This is a genomic window from Mesorhizobium sp. M0909, assembly GCF_040319515.1.
Taxonomy (GTDB): domain Bacteria; phylum Pseudomonadota; class Alphaproteobacteria; order Rhizobiales; family Rhizobiaceae; genus Mesorhizobium.
Genome location: NZ_JAMYOA010000009.1, coordinates 46,281 through 68,124 on the forward strand (window position 1 = coordinate 46,281; position 21,844 = coordinate 68,124).

Genomic DNA, 21,844 nt, shown 5'->3' on the forward strand with positions numbered 1-21,844 from the left:
CGGCGCCTTTTCGGGCTTACACAGCGCCGCCTCGTCGCCTATAAAAACCGGCTGGCGTGCGGCGGCGCTTTCGTGCCTGGCCGCGCCTTCGGCAATTGAACCTACCGCCCATGGCAGATGATTAGGCGCACAGTAACACTCCCGACGACGCTGCTTGCGGTGGTGGCCGCTCCGCTGATGCTGGCGGAGCTGCCGGCCAACGGCCAGGAGCCGGAGCCCATCATCTCGATTGTGACGGGTCTCGCTCCCGATGACCTTCTGAACGTGCGCGCCACGGCGTCGGCCATGGGCAAGATCGAGGCGCGGTTGCCGAGTGGATCGAGCGTGAAAAATCTCGGCTGTGGCGAGGTCAGCGGCTACAAGTGGTGCAAGGTCGAAGACATTGACGACCCGAAGCTGAGCGGATGGGCACCCGCACGCTACCTCGACCCCATCAATCCCCGGCAAGTGACACCCCAGGCGGCGGCCAATGCGGAGAGCCCTGCCTCTCAACCGCTGCCCGATCTGACAACGCGCCTCGGCGCAACTGCTCCCGAAACGTCGCTGAACTCCGCTGACGCAATCGGCAGGGTGGCTATCGAGGACGCTTACCGCCTGGCCCTGGCCGCTGGCAATCCCTCGACTGGACAGGTTGATGGATCGGCGCCCGCGGCAGTGGATCCCGTCCAGAAATTCGGCGCGACCAATGCGGCGCCTCCGCCCGACGCACAGACCGTTGCACGGCTACAGCCGCCGGGGACACCATTCCCAGGTGCCGGCAACGTCATTCCTTGCGCGCGCTATCTCGGCCAGCCGATGACCAACTGCAAGGCAGGCGTCGCGCGCACCGGCGACAAAACCGACGTGACCGTGACCTGGCCCGACGGCGGCACGCGCATCATCAGCTTCTACGCCGGCAAGCCGGCCGGTTCGAATGGGCCGGGCGAATTCCGCTTCACGCGCGAAGGCAGCCTCAACATGATCCGCGTCGGCGTTGCCGAGCGCTTCGAGATTACGGATCAGTTCGCGCTGGGGGATAGTGGTAGGGGAATGAGGCAGTAGGGCAGTAGGGCAATATGTTTAAAGGCCGCTCGAACCTCTGCCCTACTGCCTCATTTTCGGGGTTACATCCGGCAAAACTCTTCCCTATAAGGCCCTCCTAGCCTTATACCAGAATCGCGAGCACAACCGGCCGGGTCTTCCCGTCCGGTTTTTCGTGCAAGCCGCCTGCCGAACGGACCTTCGATATGCCAAGACGCACCGACATCAAGTCGATCCTGATCATCGGGGCCGGCCCCATCGTCATCGGCCAGGCCTGCGAGTTTGACTATTCCGGCACCCAGGCATGCAAGGCGCTGAAGGAAGAGGGTTTTCGCGTCATCCTGGTCAACTCCAATCCGGCCACCATCATGACCGACCCGGAGCTGGCCGATGCCACCTACATCGAGCCGATCACGCCCGAAGTGGTTGCCAAGATCATCGCCAAGGAGCGGCCCGACGCGCTGCTGCCGACCATGGGCGGCCAAACCGCCCTCAACACCGCTCTGTCGCTACGCCGCATGGGCGTCCTCGACCGCTACAATGTCGAGATGATCGGCGCCGACGCCACCGCAATCGACAAGGCTGAGGACCGTGCACTGTTTCGCGAGGCGATGAGCAAGATCGGCCTGGAAACGCCGAAGTCGATGCTGGCCAACGCCACCGACGTCAAGAATGCCGACCGCAAGACGCACGAGGCCGAACGCGCCGCGCTGAAAGCCGAGAAGCCGGAAAACCTCGACGCCGCGCTCGACGCGCTGGAAACTCGCTGGAACCTCGGCGAAGGTGACCGCAAGCAGCGCTATATCAGCCATGCCATGGCGATTGCCGCACAAGCGCTCGACCATGTCGGCCTGCCCGCAATTATCCGCCCCTCCTTCACCATGGGCGGCACCGGCGGCGGCATTGCCTACAACCGCGCTGAATTCTTCGAGATCGTCCAGTCCGGTCTCGACGCCTCGCCGACCACCGAAGTGCTGATCGAGGAGAGCGTGCTCGGCTGGAAGGAATATGAGATGGAGGTCGTCCGCGACAAGGCGGACAATTGCATCATCGTCTGCTCGATCGAGAACATCGACCCGATGGGTGTGCACACCGGCGATTCGATCACCGTCGCCCCTGCCCTGACCTTGACCGACAAAGAATACCAGATGATGCGCAACGCCTCGATCGCGGTGCTGCGCGAGATCGGCGTCGAGACAGGCGGCTCCAACGTACAGTTCGCCGTCAATCCGGCGGACGGCCGTCTGGTGGTCATCGAGATGAACCCGCGCGTATCGCGTTCGTCCGCGCTGGCCTCCAAGGCGACAGGCTTCCCGATCGCCAAGATCGCCGCCAAGCTCGCCGTCGGCTACACGCTGGACGAGCTGGAGAACGACATCACCGGCGGCGCGACGCCGGCCTCGTTCGAGCCGAGCATCGACTATGTCGTCACCAAGATCCCGCGCTTTGCCTTCGAGAAGTTTCCCGGCGCCGAGCCGGTGCTGACCACCTCGATGAAGTCGGTCGGCGAGGTCATGGCCATCGGCCGCACTTTTCAGGAATCGCTGCAGAAGGCTTTGCGCGGGCTGGAGACCGGACTGACCGGTCTGGACGAGATCGAGATCCCCGGCATCGGCCACGGCAGCGCGCCCGCCAGCCACGTCGACGACCGCAACGCCATTCGCGCCGCGCTCGGCACGCCGACACCCGACCGGCTGCGCATGGTGGCGCAGGCGATCCGCATGGGCACCTCGCTGGAAGACGTGCACGCCATGTGCAAGATCGACCCGTGGTTCCTTGAGCAGATCGCCGGCATCCTCGTCATGGAAGACCGCATCCGCGAGCACGGCATTCCCGAGGACGCCGCCAATTTGCGCATGCTGAAGGCGATGGGTTTCTCCGATGCCCGCCTCGCCTCCCTTGTCAGGAAAGACGTCGAAGAAATCGAGAAGATTAGGCGTACGCTCGACGTTCATCCGGTCTACAAGCGCATCGACACCTGCGCCGCCGAGTTCGCCTCGCCCACCGCCTACATGTATTCGACCTATGAGGTTCCCTTTGCCGGCGCATTGGCCAACGAGGCGCAGGTCTCGTCGCGGAAAAAGGTCGTCATCCTCGGCGGCGGCCCCAACCGCATCGGCCAGGGCATTGAGTTCGACTATTGCTGCTGCCATGCCGCCTTTGCGCTGCGCGACGCCGGCTTCGAGGCGATCATGATCAACTGCAACCCCGAGACCGTCTCGACCGACTACGACACCTCCGACCGGCTCTATTTCGAGCCGCTGACGCCGGAGGATGTGCTGGAGATCCTGCGCACCGAACAGGCCTCGGGCGAGCTGGTCGGCGTCATCGTCCAGTTCGGCGGCCAGACGCCGCTGAAGCTGGCGGATGCGCTGGAGAAGGCCGGCATCCCGATCCTCGGCACCTCGCCCGACATGATCGATCTGGCCGAAGACCGCGACCGCTTCCAGAAGCTGCTGCACAAGCTCGGCCTCAGCCAGCCGAAGAACGGCATCGCCTATTCGGTCGAGCAGGCCCGCCTGGTCGCCGGCGAGCTCGGCTTCCCGCTGGTCGTGCGCCCGTCCTATGTGCTCGGCGGCCGCGCTATGCAGATCATCCACGACGAGAGCATGCTGCAATCCTACCTGCTCGACACCGTGCCCGGCCTGGTGCCCGAGGACATCAAGCAGAAATACCCCAACGACAAGACCGGCCAGATCAACACGCTGCTCGGCAAGAACCCGCTGCTGTTCGACACCTATCTCTCAGGCGCCATCGAGGTCGACGTCGATTGCCTCTGCGACGGCAAGTCGACCTACGTCTCCGGCATATTGGAACACATAGAGGAAGCCGGCATCCATTCGGGCGACAGTGCCTGCTCGCTGCCGGTGCACTCGCTGCCCTCGGAGCTCGTCGACGAGCTGGAGCGCCAGACGGCGGCACTCGCCCGCGCGCTCAATGTCGGCGGCCTGATGAACGTGCAGTACGCGATCAAGGACGGCACGGTCTATGTGCTGGAGGTCAACCCGCGCGCGTCGCGCACCGTGCCCTTCGTCGCCAAGACAATCGGGCGGCCGATCGCGAAAATTGCCGCCCGCATCATGGCCGGCGAAAGCCTGGAAGACGCCTTCGCCCATTACGGCGCCATGCCCGACCCCCGCAATCCCGGCCATATCGCCGTCAAGGAAGCGGTATTCCCCTTCGCCCGCTTCCCCGGCGTCGACATATTGCTTGGCCCGGAAATGCGCTCGACCGGCGAGGTCATGGGCCTCGACCGCGACTTCGCGCTGGCCTTCGCCAAGAGCCAGCTCGGGGCGGGTGTCGATCTCCCGCGCGCGGGCACGCTGTTCGTCTCGGTGCGCGACGAGGACAAGAAGGGAATATTGCCGGCGGTCAAGCGTCTCGCCGGCCAGGGTTTTAAAGTGCTCGCCACCTCCGGTACCGCCCGCTTCCTCGCCGAAAACGGCGTCGTCGCAGAGAAAATCAACAAGGTGCTGGAAGGCCGCCCGCACATCGAGGACGCCATCCGCAACCGCCAGGTGCAGATCGTCTTCAACACGACGGACGGCCAGAAGGCGGTTTCGGACTCCAAATCGCTGCGCAGGGCGACGCTGATGCAGAAGGTGCCGTATTACACGACGCTTTCAGGTGCGGCTGCGGTGGCGGAAGCGATTGCGGCGCTGCGGGCGGGGAGCTTGGAAGTCAGGCCGCTGCAGGAATATTTTGCGTAGAGGATTGGAGACACCGAAGCGTAGATTTGCGACCTTCGGTCAGTCTGGGATATTGGGTTCATCGCCCCAAGTAGCCGAGCCTGCACGATTCGCTGTAGCCGATCCGGCTCGGTTAGCCGCAGCAAACGGAGAACTTGTCGTGGCGCTGTCAGTGGATCGATACACGAGCCGATCGCCAACAACTGTGCCGACATACCGACCATCGGGACCGTAGACCTTACTGCCCTTCACGCGGCCGACAACCTTACCCGATCGGCTGTAGACCTTGTCTCCCGAAACTTGGAGGGGACGACCATCTTTTGTGTATAGGCCCAATTCACTTCTCCTACGATGCGCTTTTCAAACAGAGCCATCGCCCGGCCAGTTGAGCGGGGCATCATCACCAGCACGCTTCGTATACACTGGCTGCGCGCCGTCTTCCACAAGTGGGCTAAAGTTGCCCGGATTACGGGCATACATCCCGACCATCAACTCGATGGAGCTCCGCTTCATAGCCAACATACAGTTGACCATCTCAATCCCATCCTCGGTACGACGGTAAGTTGAATCGGAACCGTTGGGCCAATGGACCCGAAAGCCGCACATGAGCCCTTTTTCGACAAGGATCTCCAATAGTCCCTTGTATTGCACGTCGTAAGGCAAGCACTTCTTTGCCCACCCACCCCATGAATAACGGGCGGCGTGCTCGATTCCGAAGAATGTGGAATAGAAGGCTTTGCAACAGGTTATGGTTTGGTCCAGCTCATTGAGAGGAATTGAATACGCGCCCCATGCCCCCGTCCCGTTCCGCACACGAAATTCCGTTTCCGTGAATATGTAATCCGAATGGCTGATCGCATTTCGAAGTTGCGGATTATAAAATTCGTCGAATAAATCGCCCAACTCGATCCCAAGCTCGCGCGAGAGGTTTTTAATTATCTTGATTTTCCCAACCGGAAATAGACCGCGCCTCTGAAATTGTTTTTTCTCTTCGCTCTTCATAAATTGAAAGTATGGATTCGGACTGTATCCGTGGCCAAGTTGGAAGCGAAGAAGATTTGTGATGATCTCATATGGTGCGTCCATCTCCACCATATGGCTATACATTAGAAGGCCCATCCGCCATTTCGTCATCTCTGCATCAGGAAAACCCTCTGGAGGCAGTTCCATCTGCATGATGCTGTTCAAATCCTCGAGGCTTGCCCGCGATTCAAGCAGCGGATCCCACCCACGATCCTCCATTCCGACGACCCGCAAAAGCGAGGCGAAGAAGTCGATTATGTCATGTTTGACAGGTAGTTCTGGAAAGAAAAGCGGCTTCAGCGCTTGATAGTAGCGCTCCCGAACTGCCTCAATGTCTTCCGGCGTCATGCCCAAGCCCATTCATGTCGTTAACAGCCAAGCGTGTCTTATCACGACCAAAGTGCTAGTGGCGTTGTAGAAACTGGAATTGACGGCGTAGGTGCGCACATCACGACGAACTGAAGTGCTCGCTGCTTCCAGGCGCCGCGGCGAGCGACCTAACATAGGTAATAGACGAGCAATCCCCGGAGCGAGACATGCCCCCGAGAAAATGGCGTTTGAACGAAGCCGATCAAGGGCTCCAAAAAGCCTTGGTTAAAATGGCCGCGAAATCTGGACTCTCAGAGGACAAGCTTTCGAAGATTGTAAGCGAAGAGACAGAAAAAATGATCCCGGCTTTTGCTGATGATATTTTCACCGATTGCAAGGCTCGGCTGCCCGAAATGGTGAACGAGTATGCCGAGTTAGAAGCAAGATTTCGTGAAAGAAACTATAGTCGGTGGAAAGAAGGCTTCGATCTTCTTCAAATGTTAATTGTAACAAGCCATGAGGCTGGCGGGGCTGTGTACAATGATGAAAAGAAGCGAGCCGAAGAGAAAAATGATCTAAAGCTTGGAGCACTTGCTTCTCTTCATGCTAGAGCGGTATTGGTATCACGAGAAATATTTTGCTTGCTAAAGGGTGGATTTCCCGATGGGGCATTGGGTAGGTGGCGTACACTCCATGAAATAGCCGTTGTCGCAACGTTTCTGTCTCGAAATTCGCAACTGGTCTCCAAGAGATATCTGGCTAAGCGCCACGTGATAGCCTTCGAAGCTGCGAAGCAATATCGAGAATACGAAAAGCAAGCCGGCCTAGAACCATTCGGAGACATCGAATTTCAACGGCTTTCAGATATAAAAGAGGCCGTTGTTTCCGAATTTGGCTTCGAATTTTCGAAAGGAGACTGGAGTTGGGCAAAGCCCGAACTCTCAGGTACGGCGACGTTCTTTCAGATCGAGAAGGCCGTTGGGCTGGATCATTGGCGACCGCGATACAAATGGGCGTGCGCAGATACTCATGGCAACTATCGACCACCAAACGCAATGCTTGGGGTATCTGAAAATCGAGGCCTCGTATTACTTGCCGGAGAAAGCAATAGCGCCATGGCAGATCCTGCTCAAATGATGGCAATATCCCTCGCTATCGCTACCTCTGCTTTAATGACAGCTTACCCAACGATTGATCGGCTTGCGATGACCAAGGTAATGGACAAAATATGTGATGATATTGCCAACACATTCACGCGCCTTGGACCTGAGACCCTCAAAGAGTATCGACGCAAGAGGCGAATAAACAAAAGTAACTCTTTGTTATGATAACAAATTTTCCCTCACGCGGCTTCTAAGACTTGAACCCTGCGAAAGCCAGCCCTTCGCAGGCTCAGGGCGTTCGAAGCTCGAAAAGCCAAGCAATTGGCTTTCGTCCGCTATGCGGACCGCTTCTCACCCTCACGCCACCGCCACACACTCAATCTCTATATCGAACTCCATCGGCCATGATGCCACCGGCACGAAGGTTCGCGATGGCGGGTTTGCGGGAAATGCTTGGCATAGACGCGGTTGATGGCGCCGTAGAAGCCGGAATTGGCGGCGTAGATGCGCACTATCAGGACGTTGTCGAGCGAGGTGCCCGCCGCTTCCAGGCAATGTTTCAACGCCTTTAGCGACGTATCGGTCTGCGTTTCGATGTCGCCTCGGACCAGCTTGGCGGTCGAAATATCGAGCGGCGGCGTGCCGGACACGAAGACCAGCCCCGCACCTTTGGTCACCAGTGACAGCGGCACGCCCAGCGCGCGCACGGCCGCCGACAGCACCGGCACCTCGATGATTTCCTTGTTCATGACGATCTCCCTGTGGTTGCGTCGAGCTTATCTGCCGGCCTCGGGAAGGCCAGTGCCGATGCTTGCCTTAGTCAGAGAAAACCGATGAACCGTCCGGCAAAAAGTACGGACATCCACAGCACCAGCGAAAGCCCCGCTAGCATGGTAGCAACCCCACTGGCCGGCTCCGCCTCGCCTCCTACGCGGCAGAGCCGCATAAACGCGAGAAAATTGATGCCGGCGAGAAGGATCAGTGTCATCTTGGCGAGGAAGATCGGCATCGCCGCATACGCGCTCGCCCTGACCGAAAAGAGCAGCGCCCCCGTGACCAGCGCGCCGGCGAACGCGCCGAATGCGGTGCGGCGCAGCAGCGCCACGAACGGTGCCTGCGGCAGCGAGCGGAAGGCGCCCAGGATCCTGAGGTCCATGAGCCAGACGCTGGTCAGCAGCGCGCCGATCGACATGATGTGCAGCGCGTTGACGATGGGGTAGGCGAAAAAGGAGGCCTTCAGTCCCCGCACCAAAGCGAGTTGCTCGATGCCGGCGAAAAACCCGTCCATTCAGGCCGGCGGAACGCGGTCGGGATAGACGTCATAGGTCTTGCCGCCGACGATGACGCGGACTGCCTTCATGCGCTTTTCGCTCTCGTCGCGCGAGCGGTGGCCGATCGCGGTCACCTCGTCGCCGACCTTGGCGACCTCCTCGGTGAAGCCGGCGGCGATCGTGCGGGATGGCGGCGCCATCTCCACCCGCCAGGCCTCTCCCTTCGCGTCGACATCCAGCGTGGCGTGCGGGTTGCCGATATAGATGGCTGTGATCCTGCCCCGGAGTTCGAAAAACCCGTCCTGCGTCCATGACCAGCCGTGATGGGCATAGGCTGCGGTGGCGCCGGCAACGATCACCGCCGCTGCCAGCGCGACGCTCCGGTTGAAAGGTGACAGCATCGCTCGTCTCCTCGGTTCCGGCATTAGAGGGTAGGTCAGCGCGCCGCAGCGTCAAATCACATAAGGTCTGCGCCGCCCCTCATTGCCCTGCCGGGCATTTCTCCCCGTATAGTGACGGGGAGAAGGTGCCTTCGCCGTCGCCAATCTCCAGAGTTGAAGAAAGGGAGCTGAGTTTGCCGCCAGCCCCCTTCTCCCGTCCCTCTACGAGGAGAAGATGCCGGCAGGCAGATGAGGGCGGCGCCGAGCGAGGCTAGTGGCAGCAAGCCTCTCTGTACTGCAGCTGCTCCTGCCAGCTCCGCGCCCTGCCCTCCGGGGTAAAATCCATGAGATTCCACAGGATCTCGCAGGTGCCTATGGCGCGCGGGTCCTGGCCGGGTTCGGGCGGCGCGAAGCCGAGTTCGGAGCTCCAGAAGTGGCGGATGCCGTCGCCGTCGCGGTGGAACACAGACAGCACGGGGAGCTGCGCGCCATCCTCGGCCTCGGCGTGATAGTCGCGCTTGAAGCTGTTGCCGGCCGACGAGACCAGCCGCATATTTTTCCAGCCGCGGTCGCGGCCGAGCGTCAGCAGGTTTTCCAGCGCGGTCTTGGCCACGACAGCGAAATTGTAGCCGGCGGCCTCGAGGTGGCCAATGGCGCCGTCGAACTGGTCGAGCAGCGCCGTGCAGGACGGGCAAGGCTGGTCCGGTCTGGGCAGCTTCGCCGTGCCGCCGCTCGTCGCCACGTCGCGCGTCTCCTGCGGATGGCGCGGAAACATCATATTGTAGATGAGCAGCGTGTCCTTGCCAGGCGCAAACAGCTCCGACAGTTTTACCCGAGCCGGCTTGCCGTCCGTGCCGAGCCCGTCGAACACATAATCCGGCGGCACCAGCCCGCCCGGCGGCAGCGCACGGCGGGCGACCGCCACATCCTCCATGGCGCGGCGCAGCTCGATTTCCTTCCGCAGCAGCTTTTCGCGGGCGGCGCGGTATTCCTGGGACTCGTTGGGAAAGGTGATCATCGTCATCTCCATCTGCCGTGCTTTTTGGCGGCGCGCCGTTCGTGGCAACGCGCCTGCCTCCCAAGGACGCATCGCGCGAAACGGTTCCGACATTCTTGCGCAGGCGCCGTGGCGACAAGAACCCGGGCTGCCGCCTTCAAAAGGACGAACGGCGCTCCTCACCCCGCCCAATCCACCTCGATCATCCCCAGCCGCTGATAGAGCCTGACGGCGGCCGCGTTCTCGACGGTGTTGGTCTTGAGGTCGACATGCGCCGCGCCCCTTGCCTGAAACACCGCGAAGGCGTGGCGCATCAGCGCCTCGGCTATGCCCTTGCCGCGCGCCTCGGGATGAACGGCAAGATCCTTGACGAACCCCGTCGCCCAGCAGAGCGCCGCGCCCGCCAACCGCCCCTTGCCGTCGATGACCAGGAAACACAAAGCGGGATCGAATTCCGCGTCGCCCGAAATGCGTGGCCACCATTCGTCGAACGGCCCATCGGCGCCGTCGTGGAACACCGCGGTCAACAGTGCATGCAAAGCGAGCGCATCGGCGGCTTCGAAGCCGCGCATGAAAAAACCTTCCGGCCAGCGCGGCGCCAGAAGCGTGTCGTCGAGGATCTTGCGCAGTCTTATGTCGTTCGGCGCCGGTGGGCGCGGCTCAGGCATCGGGCTGCATGCGGCGGCGCACGCTGTCGCTGCCGAGGCCGGTTTCGCCCAGCATCCCCTTGCGCTTGGCGTCGTAATAATAGCCGCTCTGGTAGAGCCGGTCGGCGCGCTTGGGGTTGCCGCCTGAGACCAGCCAGGCGCCGCGCAGATATTTCACTGCATATTTCAGGTTGGTCTCGGCGTCGAACAGGCCGCTCGCCGGCCCGTCATAGCCCATGCCGCGCGCCGTCGCGTGCTTGATCTGCATCAGCCCCCAATGCCCGTGATTATAGGCTTTCGGGTTGAAAGTGCTCTCACGGTTGACAACATGGCGCACCAGATCGACCGGCACCTGGTAAAGCGCGGAATATTTCTCGATCAGCCGCTCGATCTCGCTGCGGGCGCCGGCGTTCGACTGGCCCTCTGCCGGGTCGATCGCGGCCAGAACGGCCGGGTTTTGCGGCACCGTGTAGGAAACCGGCTGGACGCCGGGCATGGCTGCAGTCTGTTCGGTGACCGGCATGGCGACAGCGGCCGTTGCGATGGCTGGCTGGGCATTGGTGGTCATGACGGCGGGAGCAGTTGCCGCCAGCGGTGTCGGCCCGGCAAAGGCGGCCGCCGGCGCGACCGTCAGTGCTGCTGTCTGGGCGAGGCCGGACGGTTCCGGCAGCACCGAAACAGTGTCGGGCAGCGCCAGCGTGAAGCCGGCATCGGTATTGGCAGAGTTTTCCGTGAAGGCGGGCGCCGGGGTCGCCGGCGAAGTCGAGGTGCAGCCACTGAGAGCGGCCACGGCCAACACCGCCGCTAGGACGGGAAAGAGGAATTTTGCTGGCAAGCGGCGCTCGGGTCCGGTTCGTCGGGTGTTAAGAAGTCCTTACACCAGCATCTTTCCCCGGGCAATCCGCGGTAGCCGGTGGTTTTCGGGTGGCGAGCCGGGCCGGGAAATGCGATATTGTTCTGGATTTGTACTTCGAAGGATTCCGGAAAGGAGCACGCCATGGACGCCTCTCATGCCACCGCCGGCCACGCGGTCTTCGAAACCGTGCTCGGCTACATGGGTATCGCCTGGAGCGAAGCCGGGCTGACCCGGCTATGCCTGCCGCAGCGCAACCGCGACGCGGTCGAGCGCCGGCTGCTGCGCCATGCCTCCGACGTCGAACAAGCCGTGAAGCCCGAGCCGCAATGGGTTGCCGAGCTGATCGCGTCGATCAAGGCCTATGCCGCTGGCGAGGATATCGATTTCTCCGGCGTGCCGGTCGATCTCAGCGGCGTCGACGAGTTCCGCCTGGCGATCTATGACGCGGCGCGAAAACTCGCCTTCGGCGAAACCACCACCTATGGCGAACTGGCCAAACGCGCCGGCCATGCCGGGCTGGCGCGTGAGACGGGCGCGGCGCTCGGCGCCAACCCGGTGCCTCTGGTCATTCCCTGTCACCGCATCCTTGCCGCCGGCGGCAAGATCGGCGGCTTTTCCGCCCCCGGCGGCTCGGCTACCAAGGAAAAGATGCTGGCAATGGAAGGCGTACGCGTCGGTCCGCCGCCGCCCGCGCAGGTGTCGTTCGGGTTTTAGGTGTGCTGATATTCAGGTGAGGCCGGCACCCCCGCGCACCATCTCGACCAGCCTAATCCGGAAGCAGGCGCCGGCGGAAGCGCCGGTCGATCTCCACCCGCTTGCATTTGTAGACGGTGCAGGAATTCGTATCGGCGCTCGGCACCGAGGCCCGCGCCCTGACCTCGCCGATGTCGCAGAATTGCTGGCTCCGCACATAGCGGTCGTAGAGCGCCAGGCCTGGCACGCGCGCCGATCTGTAGCGCAGGATGACCGCGCCCTCGCGCGCGATCGTCGCCTGCACCTTGTCGCAGCTCATGCGGGTAGGGTCATAGCGCGAGACCGCCTGCGCCTCGGCGGCCACTAGCGTCAGGCAAGCGGCAAGCAGAACGATTTTCATATCCCTCCCCCCAAAACCCGGTCGCGCCCGAAGCCGGCGCGATCCTCCCGCGTCAGGCGCGCAACGACGACGCTCTCACGCGATTGGGGCGGCCGTTGGGCAGCATTGCCGCCGAGCCATTTTCCGCCCCGTCTTGTTTTTTGCGCGAAGGCATACTATATCCGGTCCATTGATATTTCGGCCGATCGATCCGGGCCTCGCGATATTCGCGTTTGCTGACGTTCTATCTCCAAAATCTCGATACAAACCGGCTGGGTTTCGGTCCAGTCAAACTAAAGCAAACGTAAAGGACTATCGAAATGGCAACAGGTACGGTCAAGTGGTTTAATTCCACCAAGGGTTTCGGCTTCATTCAGCCTGACAGCGGCGGCGCGGACGTTTTCGTCCACATCTCCGCAGTCGAGCGTGCTGGACTGTCGACCTTGGTCGAAGGCCAGAAGATCAACTTCGAGATCGAGCAGGACCGCCGCACTGGCAAGTCGTCCGCTGGATCTCTGAGCAAGGCAGCCTGATTTTGCGAATGGCGTGCGCCGGGCGATAGCCCGGGGCGCGCGGCAAGTCACGGATGTACTGGCGGTCGCGCGAGAAGCGCGCCGGAGCGAAAGACCCCGACAAGCCGAAGCAGCAGATTGCTGCCGGCCCGGCCAAAACGCTCCCGATCAGGCTACCAAGCATGGGAAGGCGGGATTTTGTCCCGCCTTTTTGCTGTCTGGATTCCAGTGAACCGCCGCCGCCCTGGTCCTACGGGACCACTTTGTGGTTGTTTTTACCCCGGTCATTGTACCATCGACCCATGAGCAAGCTTGAACAGATTGAGAAATCCGTCGCCGAACTAAGTCCCGAAGAGCTCAAGGCGTTTGCCGCATGGTTCGAGGCGCTGCAGGCCGACATGTGGGACCGTCAGTTCGAAGCCGACGCCAAGGGCGGCAGACTGGACAAGCTTGCCGAGCAGGCATTGGCTGATCATCGCGCCGGCCGGACCCGGCCTCTGTGAATCATTTTGCCACTCCCTCGTTTTGGGAGGCCTACCAAAACTGCCCTCGTTGAGCAAAGGCGTGCGAGCATTCACGCCACTGGCCGAAGGCCACAAGCCCAACGCCCGGAGCGAGCCGCGAAGCGGCGACAAGCGTGAGGACAGAACTAAGGCAACCACTCCAGCGGCACGTGCCCCGGATCGGCCTCGACCCTTTTCAGCCAGGCGGCCACCGCCGGATAGGCGTCGAGCTGAAACCCACCCGTCTCGGCCGTATGCGTATAGGCATAGAGCGCAATGTCGGCGACGCTGAGCGCATTGCCGGCGAAGAAGCTGCTCCCGGCCAGGTGCTTGTCCATGACGCCGAGCGCCTTGTTGCCGCGCTCCAGCGTCAGCGCCAGCCGCTCGGGCGTCGCGTCCTTGGCTCTTTCAGGGAAGGTCAGCAGCGCCCTGCGCACGGCGATGTAAGGCTCGTGGCTGTATTGCTCGAAGAACAGCCACTGATAGGCCAGCGCGCGTTCGTATCTGTCCGCCGGCAGAAACCGCGTGCCTTCGGCGAGGTAGAGCAGGATGGCGTTGGATTCGGCCAGCCGCCGGCCGTCGTCGAGTTCGAGCAGCGGCACCATGGCGTTCGGGTTCTTGGCGACATAGTCGGCCTTGCGCGTCTCGCCGGTATGCGAGCTGACCTCGACATTGGTGAAAGGGATGCCGAGCTTGGCCATCAACAGGCGCGGCTTGTAGCAATTGCCGCTGTCGATCATTCCATAGAGTATCATCGATGCTCCCCTTGCTCGCAACCACCCGTCTCAAGGCTTGATCCAGCCTCTATCGCGGCAGCGGCGGCTTCATCCAGTGATTTGTTTTGGCGTAACCATCAGCGCCGCTGATGCATTACAGGATATGTCGAGATTCAAGTCAGGCCGAGCCGAGAAGGGCGGGTTCCGAGAACCGGAGCGTACTTTTTGGGTACGTGAGCACCGGAAGCGCAGGACCCCCCGTTCGCAGGCCGGCATCACTTGAATATCGGCATATCCTAGCCGAACAAGGGGATGACGTTGCTGTCCCTGCCAAGCAGCCTGTCGATCGACAGCGGCTCCTCGTCGAAGAGCGTTCCGGCCAGCGCCGGCCGGGCAAGGTAAAAGCCCTGCAGCAGGTCGACGCCGCCATCCAGCGCGACGCGCAGATGCGTGGCGTTCTCGATGCCTTCGACCAGCACCTTGGCGCCGCGATCGTGCAGCGTCGAAACCAATGGCCGGAAAAACCGCTCGGCGGCGGCATGGCGGCAGAATTCGGCGAACCAGGTGCCGTCGATCTTGACGATGTCGGGCTGCACGAGGACGACCCTTTCTTCGGTAGAATGCCCTGTGCCGAAATCGTCGATGGCAATGCGGACGCCGTCGCGCCGCATCTCGCGCGCCAGGCTGACAAGCACCTTGTCGCCGGCAGCCTGCTCGGTGATCTCGCAGACCAGCATGCCGGGATGCAGGCCGAAATCCGCCAGATGCCTGGTCATCAGCCTGATTTCGGCCAGCGCCCGTGCGGGGTCATCGTTGATCAGCGGATTGTAGTTGAAGAACAGGTCGAGCCCGTCGACGCCGATGTTGCGGAAGTTGCGCAAATGCAGCACCCGGCACATGGTTTCGACAAACAGCCGATCCGCTGCCGGCACGCCTTCGAAGAAGATTTGCGGCGCCACCGGCCTGCCTGCACGATGCGGCTCGATCAGTCCCTCGACCGCGACGGCGGCGAGAAACCTGCCGCGCGGCGCGAAGACCGGCTGGTAGGCGCTCCTCAGCCGGAATGCGCCGTAGACGCCATATTCGATGCCGACCTCGTCGGCAAAGATCGCCTCGCCGACCTTGCGCCGCATGTCGGCCCGCCCGGTCACGATGTCACCCTGCGGCCAAAGGTCCGCATCGGCCGCCGCGATGGCGAAACGGCGGTGGCCACCTTCTCCGTATCGGCCGGCACCGCAGCCGCCTGCCCGCTCTTTTCAAAGACGTGGAAGCTGGTTGGCGCAAGCTCGGGGCGCGCCAGCACATAGCCCTGTACCATCGAGGCGCCCGACTTTTCGGCAAGCTCGAGCTGCCAGCCCGTCTCGATGCCCTCGAATACCGTACGGATGCCTTGCTCTTCGAAGCTTGTCACCATGGCGGTCAGCAAGGCGAAGCCGGCACCGGACTCCATCAGCGTCATGATCCAGTCGGCGTCGAACTTGACTATGTCTGGCCTGAGTTCCTTGATGCGATTGATGTCGGATTCATCGGCGCCGTAATCGTCGACCGCAATGCGCAAACCATTACTCCTGAGCGCCTCGACGAAATTGTAGAGCGTTTCCTGCGACGCCGATTTCTGCTCGGTGACCTCGCAGACGACGCGGCGCGGATCGATGTCGGCCTCGTGCAGCACCAGTCGCATGTCGCGCAGCGCCTTGTCGGCGATGCTGCGGTCGGTGAACACCGATGGATCGAAGTTGATGAAGATGGAGGCGTCTCGCGGCAGGCAGGCGCCGGCGTTCAGCAGGTGCAGCGTCCGTGTCAGCGCCTCGATATGCAGGCGATCGACCGCCGGACAGCTGTTGAAGAAACTCATTGGCGGCTGCGGCTCGCCGTCGCGGAAGGGCCGGATCAGCCCCTCGAACGCGACGACGGACAGCTTGCCCTTGTTGAAGGCGAAGATCGGCTGGAACGCGCTTTGCAGCGTATAGAGCCCCCAGACACCGCTGGCGGTGCCGTCATCATGGCGGATGATATGGGCAAGCTCGATGCTGCGCGTCACGGTTCCTCGCTATGCGAGACTGGCGGACCGGCTACGGTCCCTGCCGTTCAAGCTTTTACCGATCGTTGATGAATTTATTGTTGCCAGCATTGCGCGCTGGCTCATTCGACAATGCCTGCGCTGGGCTTGCGCTTGACCAGATGATGCGACATGAGAGGCGCCGCGGCGCCTTCGCCGCGCCGGTCCTTCCTGGAGATATCTGTCATGGCCTTTCTTGCCGACGCCCTTTCCCGCGTAAAGCCTTCCGCAACCATCGCGGTGACGCAGAAGGCGCGCGAGCTGAAAAACGCCGGCCGCGACGTGATCGGGCTGGGCGCCGGCGAGCCGGACTTCGACACCCCCGACAACATCAAGAACGCCGCGATCGAGGCCATCCGCCGCGGCGAGACGAAATATCCGCCGGTCTCCGGCATCGTGCCGCTGCGCGAGGCGATCGCGAAGAAATTCAAGCGCGAGAACAATCTCGACTATCGACCGGAGCAGACCATCGTCGGCACCGGCGGCAAGCAGATCCTGTTCAACGCCTTCATGGCGACGCTGAATCCCGGCGACGAGGTGATCATCCCGCGGCCTTACTGGGTGAGCTATCCCGAAATGGTGGCGATCTGCGGCGGCACCTCGACCTTTGCCGACACCTCGATCGACAACGGCTTCAAGCTGACGGCGGCCGTGCTGGAAAAGGCGATCGCGCCGCGCACCAAATGGCTGTTGATGAACTCGCCGTCGAACCCCTCGGGCGCCGCCTATACCGAAGCGGAGCTCAAGAGCCTGGCCGACGTACTGTTGAAGCATCCCCATGTCTGGGTGCTGACCGACGACATGTACGAGCACCTGACCTATGGCGACTTCGTCTTCAAGACCATCGCCGACGTCGAGCCTAAGCTCTATGAGCGCACGCTGACCATGAACGGCGTGTCGAAAGCCTATGCCATGACCGGCTGGCGCATCGGCTATGCGGCAGGCCCGGTGCCGCTGATCAAGGCGATGGACATGATCCAGGGCCAGCAGACCTCCGGCGCCTGCACCATCGCCCAATGGGCGGCGGTCGAAGCGCTGAACGGGCCGCAGGATTTCATCCCGAGGAACAAGGCGATCTTCCAGGGCCGGCGCGATCTCGTCGTCTCGATGCTCAACCAGGCGCGCGGCATCACCTGCCCATCGCCGGAGGGTGCGTTCTACGTCTATCCCTCCTGTGCCCAGCTGATCGGCAAGAGGACCAAGAGCGGCAAGGTGATCGACAGCGACGAAACCTTTTGCTCGGAACTGCTTGAGGCCGAGGGCGTGGCGGTTGTTTTCGGCTCGGCCTTTGGCCTCGGCCCGAACTTCCGCATCTCCTACGCCACGTCGGAGGCTCTGCTCGAAGAGGCCTGCACGCGCATCCAGCGCTTCACCGCCGCGCTGGTCTGAGACGTTTCAGTCGCCATACTGCTCGTCGCTGACCTTCTCCAGCCAGTCGACATGCACGCCCTCCAGCGCCTCCTGCATGGCGATGTGCGTCATCGCCGATTTCGGCGCGGCGCCGTGCCAGTGCTTTTCGCCGGCCGCAAAGGAGACGACGTCGCCGGCCCTGATCTCCTGGATCGCCCCGCCCCAGCTTTGCGCGAGACCGGCACCGGACGTGACGTAGAGCGTCTGGCCGAGCGGATGCGTATGCCAGTGGGTCCGGGCGCCGGGCTCGAAACTGACCAGCGTGGCGCGTAGCCGCGCCGGTGCCTCCTTCTCGATGATCGGCGTCTGCAAAACCCGGCCAGTGAAGTATTTTTCCGGCGCAACAATCGTCGGCACGCTGCCACAGCCAATAAACTTCATCGTCGCAAATCCTCGATCCAATCCAGTGTCTTAGAGACTACCACTTTCGTCCGATGCCGGCTGCATCTCCTGCCGGCTGCGGGCAAAACGCGGCCAGAACAGGCCGGCACGTCCGCTATAGGCCTGGTAGGCACCGGCCAACCTTGTACGTGAAAATTTTCGCTCTTCGTCCAAGGCCGCGATCACATAGATCGCAACGATGCCGGCGACCGGCACGACCGCCCACACCGACCAGGTCGCGATACCCCATCCGATCCAGAAGATGATGTAGGATGTGTAGAACGGATGACGGACATGGCTATAAGGGCCTTCGGTCACCAGGCTGTCGGGATTGTCCGGATCAAACGCGAAACGCAGCCGCGCCTTGCGCGAAACCGAGATCGCCCACCAGAACAGCGCCGAGCTTGCCAGTTCGACGGCAAACCCGCCGATCTTCGCTGCAACCGGTTGCCGCTCGATCCACAGCAGCGCCAGAAAGAACAGCGCCGTGCCGACCACGACGGCCGAAATGATCATGGCGCCTTGAGACATGCTCGGCGACTGGAAATGCCCGCGCATCGACCAGGCATATTGGCCGAGCGTCGCGATGCTGCTGATCGAGAGGAGAAGGTCGAGCGTGGATTCCATCATCAGGCTCCGGGGGTTAGCTGTGGTGGATTCGGCCATCATACCCGGCAGAAACCGAGAAATCATTTCTTAACCACCGTTCTAAACAACATGGTGACCTCGGCATGCGATGTTGACCTCGAGACAATTCGAAGGTCCAACCGGATATGGCCGTTTCCCACCGCACGATCCGCACGCCGCAAGCGGATTTGCGCCTCAGCCAGTCGTCGGGACCGGGCATCCCGCTTGTCCTGATCCACGGCTCGGGCAGTTCGCGCACCGTATTCGCCCGCCAGTTCGACAGCCCGTTGGCTGCCGCCCATCGGCTGATTGCCTTCGACCTGCCCGGCCATGGCGACTCGTCGGACGCCCGCGATCCGGCGACGGACTACACCATCGCCGGCCTTGCCCAATCGGCGGCTCAGCTCCTCGATGCCTTGGGCATCGGTCGCGCCATTGTCTTCGGCTGGTCGCTTGGCGGGCACGTGGCAATCGAGCTCGCGAGTTTTCACCGCGCCGTCGGCGGGCTGATGCTGACCGGCGCGCCGCCGGTATCGAAGGGCCCTTTCGGCATGCTGCGCGGCTTCCATGCGCATTGGGACATGCTGCTGGCGTCCAAAAAGACGTATTCCGAACGCGACGCCGAGCGCTTCGAAACGCTCTGCTTCGGCGACACCGCCGACCCGTCCTTTCGCAAAACCATCCTGCGCACCGACGGCCGGCTGCGCGCCGCGGTGACGCGCGGCATGCTCACCGGCAAGGGCGCCGACCAGAGACAGGTGGTCGAGCAGGCGGCGTTTCCGGTCGCTATCGTCAATGGCGAGAACGACCCGTTCGTCCGGCTCGGCTATTTTGAAACGCTCGCCTACGGCTCGCTGTGGGAGCATTGCCACATCATTCCCGGTGCCGGGCATGCGCCTTTCTGGGAGCGTGCGGACCTGTTCAATCCGTTGCTCGCGCGCTTTGCCGAGACGGTGTCAGTGCAGCGCATTGAGGCAACGCCACTGGCGTCGCGCCGAACCGGCACCGGCTGAACCGGCCCCAACTTCAAATCCCTTCAACCTCAAATCCCTTGCCCTCCCGGCCTGCCCGTGGGACGATGCCCTTTGGGTAGGTGGCAAATTGAAAAAAGCCTCGCCCGCGACGGCCGACAGGCCGGCCGCCGCTCACAGGGAAACGCCTGAGTGGAGGTCAGCCATGGGTACTCGCGCCGGAGGACGACGCACGGGACCGAAATGCATTGCCATAGTCGGTCCCTTTGCAAGCGGTAAGACGACACTTCTCGAAGCCATACTCGCCCGTACAGGCGCCATTCCCCGCCAGAATCCCGTTTCGTCCGGAAATACCGTTTCCGATCATTCGCCGGAAGCGCGCGCTCACGGCATGAGCGTCGAGGCGACCTTCGCCACAACCGATTTCATGGGCGAGCCGTTCACCTTCGTCGATTGTCCCGGCTCCATCGAATTCTCCTTCGAAGCCGAGCCGGTGCTGGCTGCCTGCGACGTCGCCGTGGTCGTCGCCGAGGCTGACGAGAAGAAGATCCCTGCCCTGCAGCTGATCATGCGCAAGCTCGACGATCTCGGCGTGCCGCGTATGCTGTTCCTGAACAAGGTCGACAAGGCGATATCAGGCGTGCGCGACACGCTGAAGATGCTGCAGCCGGCAAGCACGGTGCCATTGCTGCTGCGCCAGATCCCGCTGCGCAAGGACGGCGTCGTCATCGGCTCGATCGACCTCGCTCTGGAGCGTGCCTACATCTATCGCGAATATGCCGAGAGCGAGGTCGCCCAGATCCCGAGCGACGACAAGGCGCGCGAGCTCGAGGCGCGCTTTTCCATGCTGGAGACGCTCGCCGACCATGACGACCGCCTGATGGAGCAATTGCTGGACGAGATCGAACCGCCAAAGGACGCGATCTTCGATGACCTCGCCGCGGATCTGCGCGACGGCACGGTGACGCCGGTGCTGATCGGCACCGCCGAGAAGGGCAACGGTGTGCTGCGCCTGTTGAAGGCGATCCGTCACGACGCACCCGATATCGCGGCGACGCGCCAGCGTCTCGGCGCTCCCGACAGCAATGCCACCGTGGTCCAGGTGATGAAGACCATCCACACCGCGCATGGCGGCAAGCTGTCGGTCTCGCGCATCCTGTCCGGTCAGGTCGCCGACGCCGCCGAGCTGTTCCTTCCCAGCGGCGAGACGGCAAAGGTCTCCGGCATCTACAAGATGCTCGGCAAGGACCAGGTCAAGCTGACGTCGGCCAAGGCCGGCGACACGGTGGCGCTCGGCAAGCTGGACGCCGTCAGGACCGGCCAGACGCTGAGCTCGACCAAGGGCGGCATCAAGCCGCTGGTCACGCTGACCCCGCCGCAACCGGTCTTCGCCTTCGCGCTGCGGCCGAAAGAGCGCAAGGACGAGGTCAAGATGTCGGCGGCCATCCAGCGCCTGGCCGAGGAAGATCCCTCGCTCAGTCTGCATCACAACCAGGATTCAGCCGAAACCGTGCTGTCGGGTCATGGCGAGATGCATCTGCGCGTCGTGCGCGAGCGGCTGGAAGGCAAGAACCAGATCCCGGTCGAAGGCCATGTGCCGGCCGTGCCGTATCGCGAGACGATCCGCAAAGCGACGCAGCAGCGCGGCCGCCACAAGAAACAGTCGGGCGGCCACGGCCAGTTCGGCGACGTAGTGCTGGAGATCAAGCCGCTGCCGCGCGGGTCAGGTTTCCAGTTCACCGATACGATCACCGGCGGCGTCGTGCCGAAGACGTACATCCAGTCGGTCGAGACCGGCGTGCGCGATTACCTGAAATCCGGCCCGCTCGGCTTTCCGGTCGTCGATGTTGCCGTCAACCTTTCCGACGGCTCCTACCATGCGGTGGATTCCTCCGACATGGCCTTCCAGATGGCGGCGAAGCTGGCGATGAAGGAAGGCATGGCCGCCTGCTCGCCGGTGCTGCTCGAACCGGTGATGAAGGTCGAGATCGTCACGCCGTCGGATGCGACGTCGAAGATCATCGCGCTGATCCCGCAGCGGCGCGGCCAGATCCTCGGCTACGACGCGCGGCCCGACTGGCCGGGATGGGACGTGGTTGAGGCGACCATGCCGCAGGCCGAGATCGGCGACCTCATCATCGAGCTGCGCTCGGCCACGGCTGGTGTCGCCAGCTATCGGGCCGTCTTCGACCACATGGCCGAACTCACCGGGCGGTTGGCCGACGAAGCGCTGAACGCCAACGGCAAGGCCGCCTGAAACAGCTTGCGGCGGCCAGAGCACAAGGATGCACACAAGGA

The 21,844-nt window shown here is 62.5% G+C and carries 21 protein-coding genes and 1 pseudogene; 9 read left to right on the top strand and 13 right to left on the bottom strand.

Translation table 11 applies throughout. The annotated features are described in order from the left end of the window. The first annotated feature begins 177 nt into the window (after positions 1 to 177). Both NKH83_RS15865 and carB read left to right on the top strand, forming a co-directional pair. Positions 178 to 1,041: an SH3 domain-containing protein gene (locus NKH83_RS15865; protein ID WP_352805651.1), complete on the top strand. Its 864-nt coding sequence runs from the start codon at positions 178 to 180 to the stop codon at positions 1,039 to 1,041. Between the two features lie 185 nt (positions 1,042 to 1,226). Then, on the top strand, positions 1,227 to 4,730 hold the full coding sequence (gene carB / locus NKH83_RS15870; RefSeq protein ID WP_352805653.1) for a carbamoyl-phosphate synthase large subunit: 3,504 nt from the start codon (positions 1,227 to 1,229) through the stop codon (positions 4,728 to 4,730). Between the two features lie 339 nt (positions 4,731 to 5,069). Here the strand turns inward: carB and NKH83_RS15875 are convergent, their stop codons facing one another. Next, positions 5,070 to 6,080, bottom strand: coding sequence for a hypothetical protein (locus NKH83_RS15875; protein WP_352805654.1), 1,011 nt, complete (start codon positions 6,078 to 6,080; stop codon positions 5,070 to 5,072). Between the two features lie 209 nt (positions 6,081 to 6,289). Between NKH83_RS15875 and NKH83_RS15880 the strand changes: the two genes are divergently transcribed. Beyond that, positions 6,290 to 7,369 (top strand): DUF5677 domain-containing protein, encoded by a 1,080-nt coding sequence (locus NKH83_RS15880; protein WP_352805657.1) that lies wholly within the window; start codon positions 6,290 to 6,292, stop codon positions 7,367 to 7,369. A 132-nt stretch (positions 7,370 to 7,501) separates the two neighbouring features. On the opposite strand, the pseudogene NKH83_RS15885 reads toward NKH83_RS15880, so the two are convergent. The 6 genes and pseudogenes from NKH83_RS15885 to NKH83_RS15910 all read right to left on the bottom strand — a co-directional run bounded on the left by NKH83_RS15885 (position 7,502) and on the right by NKH83_RS15910 (position 11,229). Next, positions 7,502 to 7,893, bottom strand: a pseudogene (locus NKH83_RS15885) (RidA family protein). Positions 7,894 to 7,964: 71 nt separating this feature from the next. Next, positions 7,965 to 8,432 carry a DUF6644 family protein gene (locus tag NKH83_RS15890; protein WP_352805659.1) on the bottom strand — a complete coding sequence of 156 codons (468 nt, stop codon included), beginning with the start codon at positions 8,430 to 8,432 and terminating at the stop codon, positions 7,965 to 7,967. Next, complete coding sequence (locus tag NKH83_RS15895; RefSeq protein ID WP_352805661.1) at positions 8,433 to 8,816, bottom strand: DUF6152 family protein; 384 nt, start codon at positions 8,814 to 8,816, stop codon at positions 8,433 to 8,435. It abuts the gene before it with no gap. Positions 8,817 to 9,066: 250 nt separating this feature from the next. Next, a complete protein-coding gene (locus NKH83_RS15900) occupies positions 9,067 to 9,813 on the bottom strand; it encodes a DUF899 family protein (RefSeq protein ID WP_352805664.1) in 747 nt (248 codons plus the stop codon). Positions 9,814 to 9,971: 158 nt separating this feature from the next. Beyond that, the gene (locus NKH83_RS15905; RefSeq protein ID WP_352805667.1) at positions 9,972 to 10,460 is read right to left on the bottom strand and encodes a GNAT family N-acetyltransferase; all 489 of its coding nucleotides are present in this window, start codon (positions 10,458 to 10,460) and stop codon (positions 9,972 to 9,974) included. Next, positions 10,453 to 11,229 carry a transglycosylase SLT domain-containing protein gene (locus tag NKH83_RS15910; RefSeq protein ID WP_352805669.1) on the bottom strand — a complete coding sequence of 259 codons (777 nt, stop codon included), beginning with the start codon at positions 11,227 to 11,229 and terminating at the stop codon, positions 10,453 to 10,455. The genes NKH83_RS15905 and NKH83_RS15910 overlap by 8 nt, the downstream gene beginning before the upstream one ends. A gap of 207 nt (positions 11,230 to 11,436) precedes the next feature. Between NKH83_RS15910 and NKH83_RS15915 the strand changes: the two genes are divergently transcribed. Continuing rightward, positions 11,437 to 12,009 carry a methylated-DNA--[protein]-cysteine S-methyltransferase gene (locus tag NKH83_RS15915; RefSeq protein WP_254820326.1) on the top strand — a complete coding sequence of 191 codons (573 nt, stop codon included), beginning with the start codon at positions 11,437 to 11,439 and terminating at the stop codon, positions 12,007 to 12,009. A gap of 52 nt (positions 12,010 to 12,061) precedes the next feature. Here the strand turns inward: NKH83_RS15915 and NKH83_RS15920 are convergent, their stop codons facing one another. Then, positions 12,062 to 12,388 carry a hypothetical protein gene (locus NKH83_RS15920; RefSeq protein ID WP_352646484.1) on the bottom strand — a complete coding sequence of 109 codons (327 nt, stop codon included), beginning with the start codon at positions 12,386 to 12,388 and terminating at the stop codon, positions 12,062 to 12,064. 299 nt (positions 12,389 to 12,687) lie between these two features. Between NKH83_RS15920 and NKH83_RS15925 the strand changes: the two genes are divergently transcribed. Both NKH83_RS15925 and NKH83_RS15930 read left to right on the top strand, forming a co-directional pair. Beyond that, on the top strand, positions 12,688 to 12,900 hold the full coding sequence (locus tag NKH83_RS15925; protein ID WP_023678332.1) for a cold-shock protein: 213 nt from the start codon (positions 12,688 to 12,690) through the stop codon (positions 12,898 to 12,900). A 281-nt stretch (positions 12,901 to 13,181) separates the two neighbouring features. Next, positions 13,182 to 13,382: a hypothetical protein gene (locus NKH83_RS15930; protein ID WP_352637184.1), complete on the top strand. Its 201-nt coding sequence runs from the start codon at positions 13,182 to 13,184 to the stop codon at positions 13,380 to 13,382. Positions 13,383 to 13,528: 146 nt separating this feature from the next. Here NKH83_RS15930 and NKH83_RS15935 read toward each other — a convergent pair whose 3' ends face one another. From NKH83_RS15935 to NKH83_RS15945, 3 genes are all read right to left on the bottom strand, one after another. Next, positions 13,529 to 14,137, bottom strand: a complete 609-nt coding sequence (locus NKH83_RS15935) for a glutathione S-transferase family protein (protein ID WP_352805673.1) — start codon at positions 14,135 to 14,137, stop codon at positions 13,529 to 13,531. A 257-nt stretch (positions 14,138 to 14,394) separates the two neighbouring features. Further along, the gene (locus NKH83_RS15940) at positions 14,395 to 15,249 is read right to left on the bottom strand and encodes an EAL domain-containing protein (RefSeq protein ID WP_352805676.1); all 855 of its coding nucleotides are present in this window, start codon (positions 15,247 to 15,249) and stop codon (positions 14,395 to 14,397) included. Continuing rightward, positions 15,246 to 16,139 carry an EAL domain-containing protein gene (locus NKH83_RS15945; RefSeq protein WP_352805679.1) on the bottom strand — a complete coding sequence of 298 codons (894 nt, stop codon included), beginning with the start codon at positions 16,137 to 16,139 and terminating at the stop codon, positions 15,246 to 15,248. Before NKH83_RS15945 ends, NKH83_RS15940 begins: the two co-directional genes overlap by 4 nt. Before the next feature lie 204 nt (positions 16,140 to 16,343). On the opposite strand from NKH83_RS15945, the gene NKH83_RS15950 reads away from it, so the two are divergent. Next, the gene (locus NKH83_RS15950) at positions 16,344 to 17,546 is read left to right on the top strand and encodes a pyridoxal phosphate-dependent aminotransferase (RefSeq protein WP_352805682.1); all 1,203 of its coding nucleotides are present in this window, start codon (positions 16,344 to 16,346) and stop codon (positions 17,544 to 17,546) included. Between the two features lie 6 nt (positions 17,547 to 17,552). Here NKH83_RS15950 and NKH83_RS15955 read toward each other — a convergent pair whose 3' ends face one another. After that, positions 17,553 to 17,948, bottom strand: a complete 396-nt coding sequence (locus NKH83_RS15955; protein ID WP_352805685.1) for a (R)-mandelonitrile lyase — start codon at positions 17,946 to 17,948, stop codon at positions 17,553 to 17,555. 30 nt (positions 17,949 to 17,978) lie between these two features. Next, on the bottom strand, positions 17,979 to 18,578 hold the full coding sequence (locus tag NKH83_RS15960; protein ID WP_352506733.1) for a methyltransferase family protein: 600 nt from the start codon (positions 18,576 to 18,578) through the stop codon (positions 17,979 to 17,981). A gap of 143 nt (positions 18,579 to 18,721) precedes the next feature. Between NKH83_RS15960 and NKH83_RS15965 the strand changes: the two genes are divergently transcribed. Both NKH83_RS15965 and NKH83_RS15970 read left to right on the top strand, forming a co-directional pair. After that, entirely contained in the window at positions 18,722 to 19,588 is an 867-nt protein-coding gene (locus NKH83_RS15965; RefSeq protein ID WP_352805689.1) for an alpha/beta fold hydrolase, read from the top strand. Between the two features lie 163 nt (positions 19,589 to 19,751). Beyond that, positions 19,752 to 21,803, top strand: a complete 2,052-nt coding sequence (locus NKH83_RS15970; RefSeq protein ID WP_352477853.1) for an elongation factor G — start codon at positions 19,752 to 19,754, stop codon at positions 21,801 to 21,803. The last annotated feature ends 41 nt before the right edge of the window (positions 21,804 to 21,844 follow it).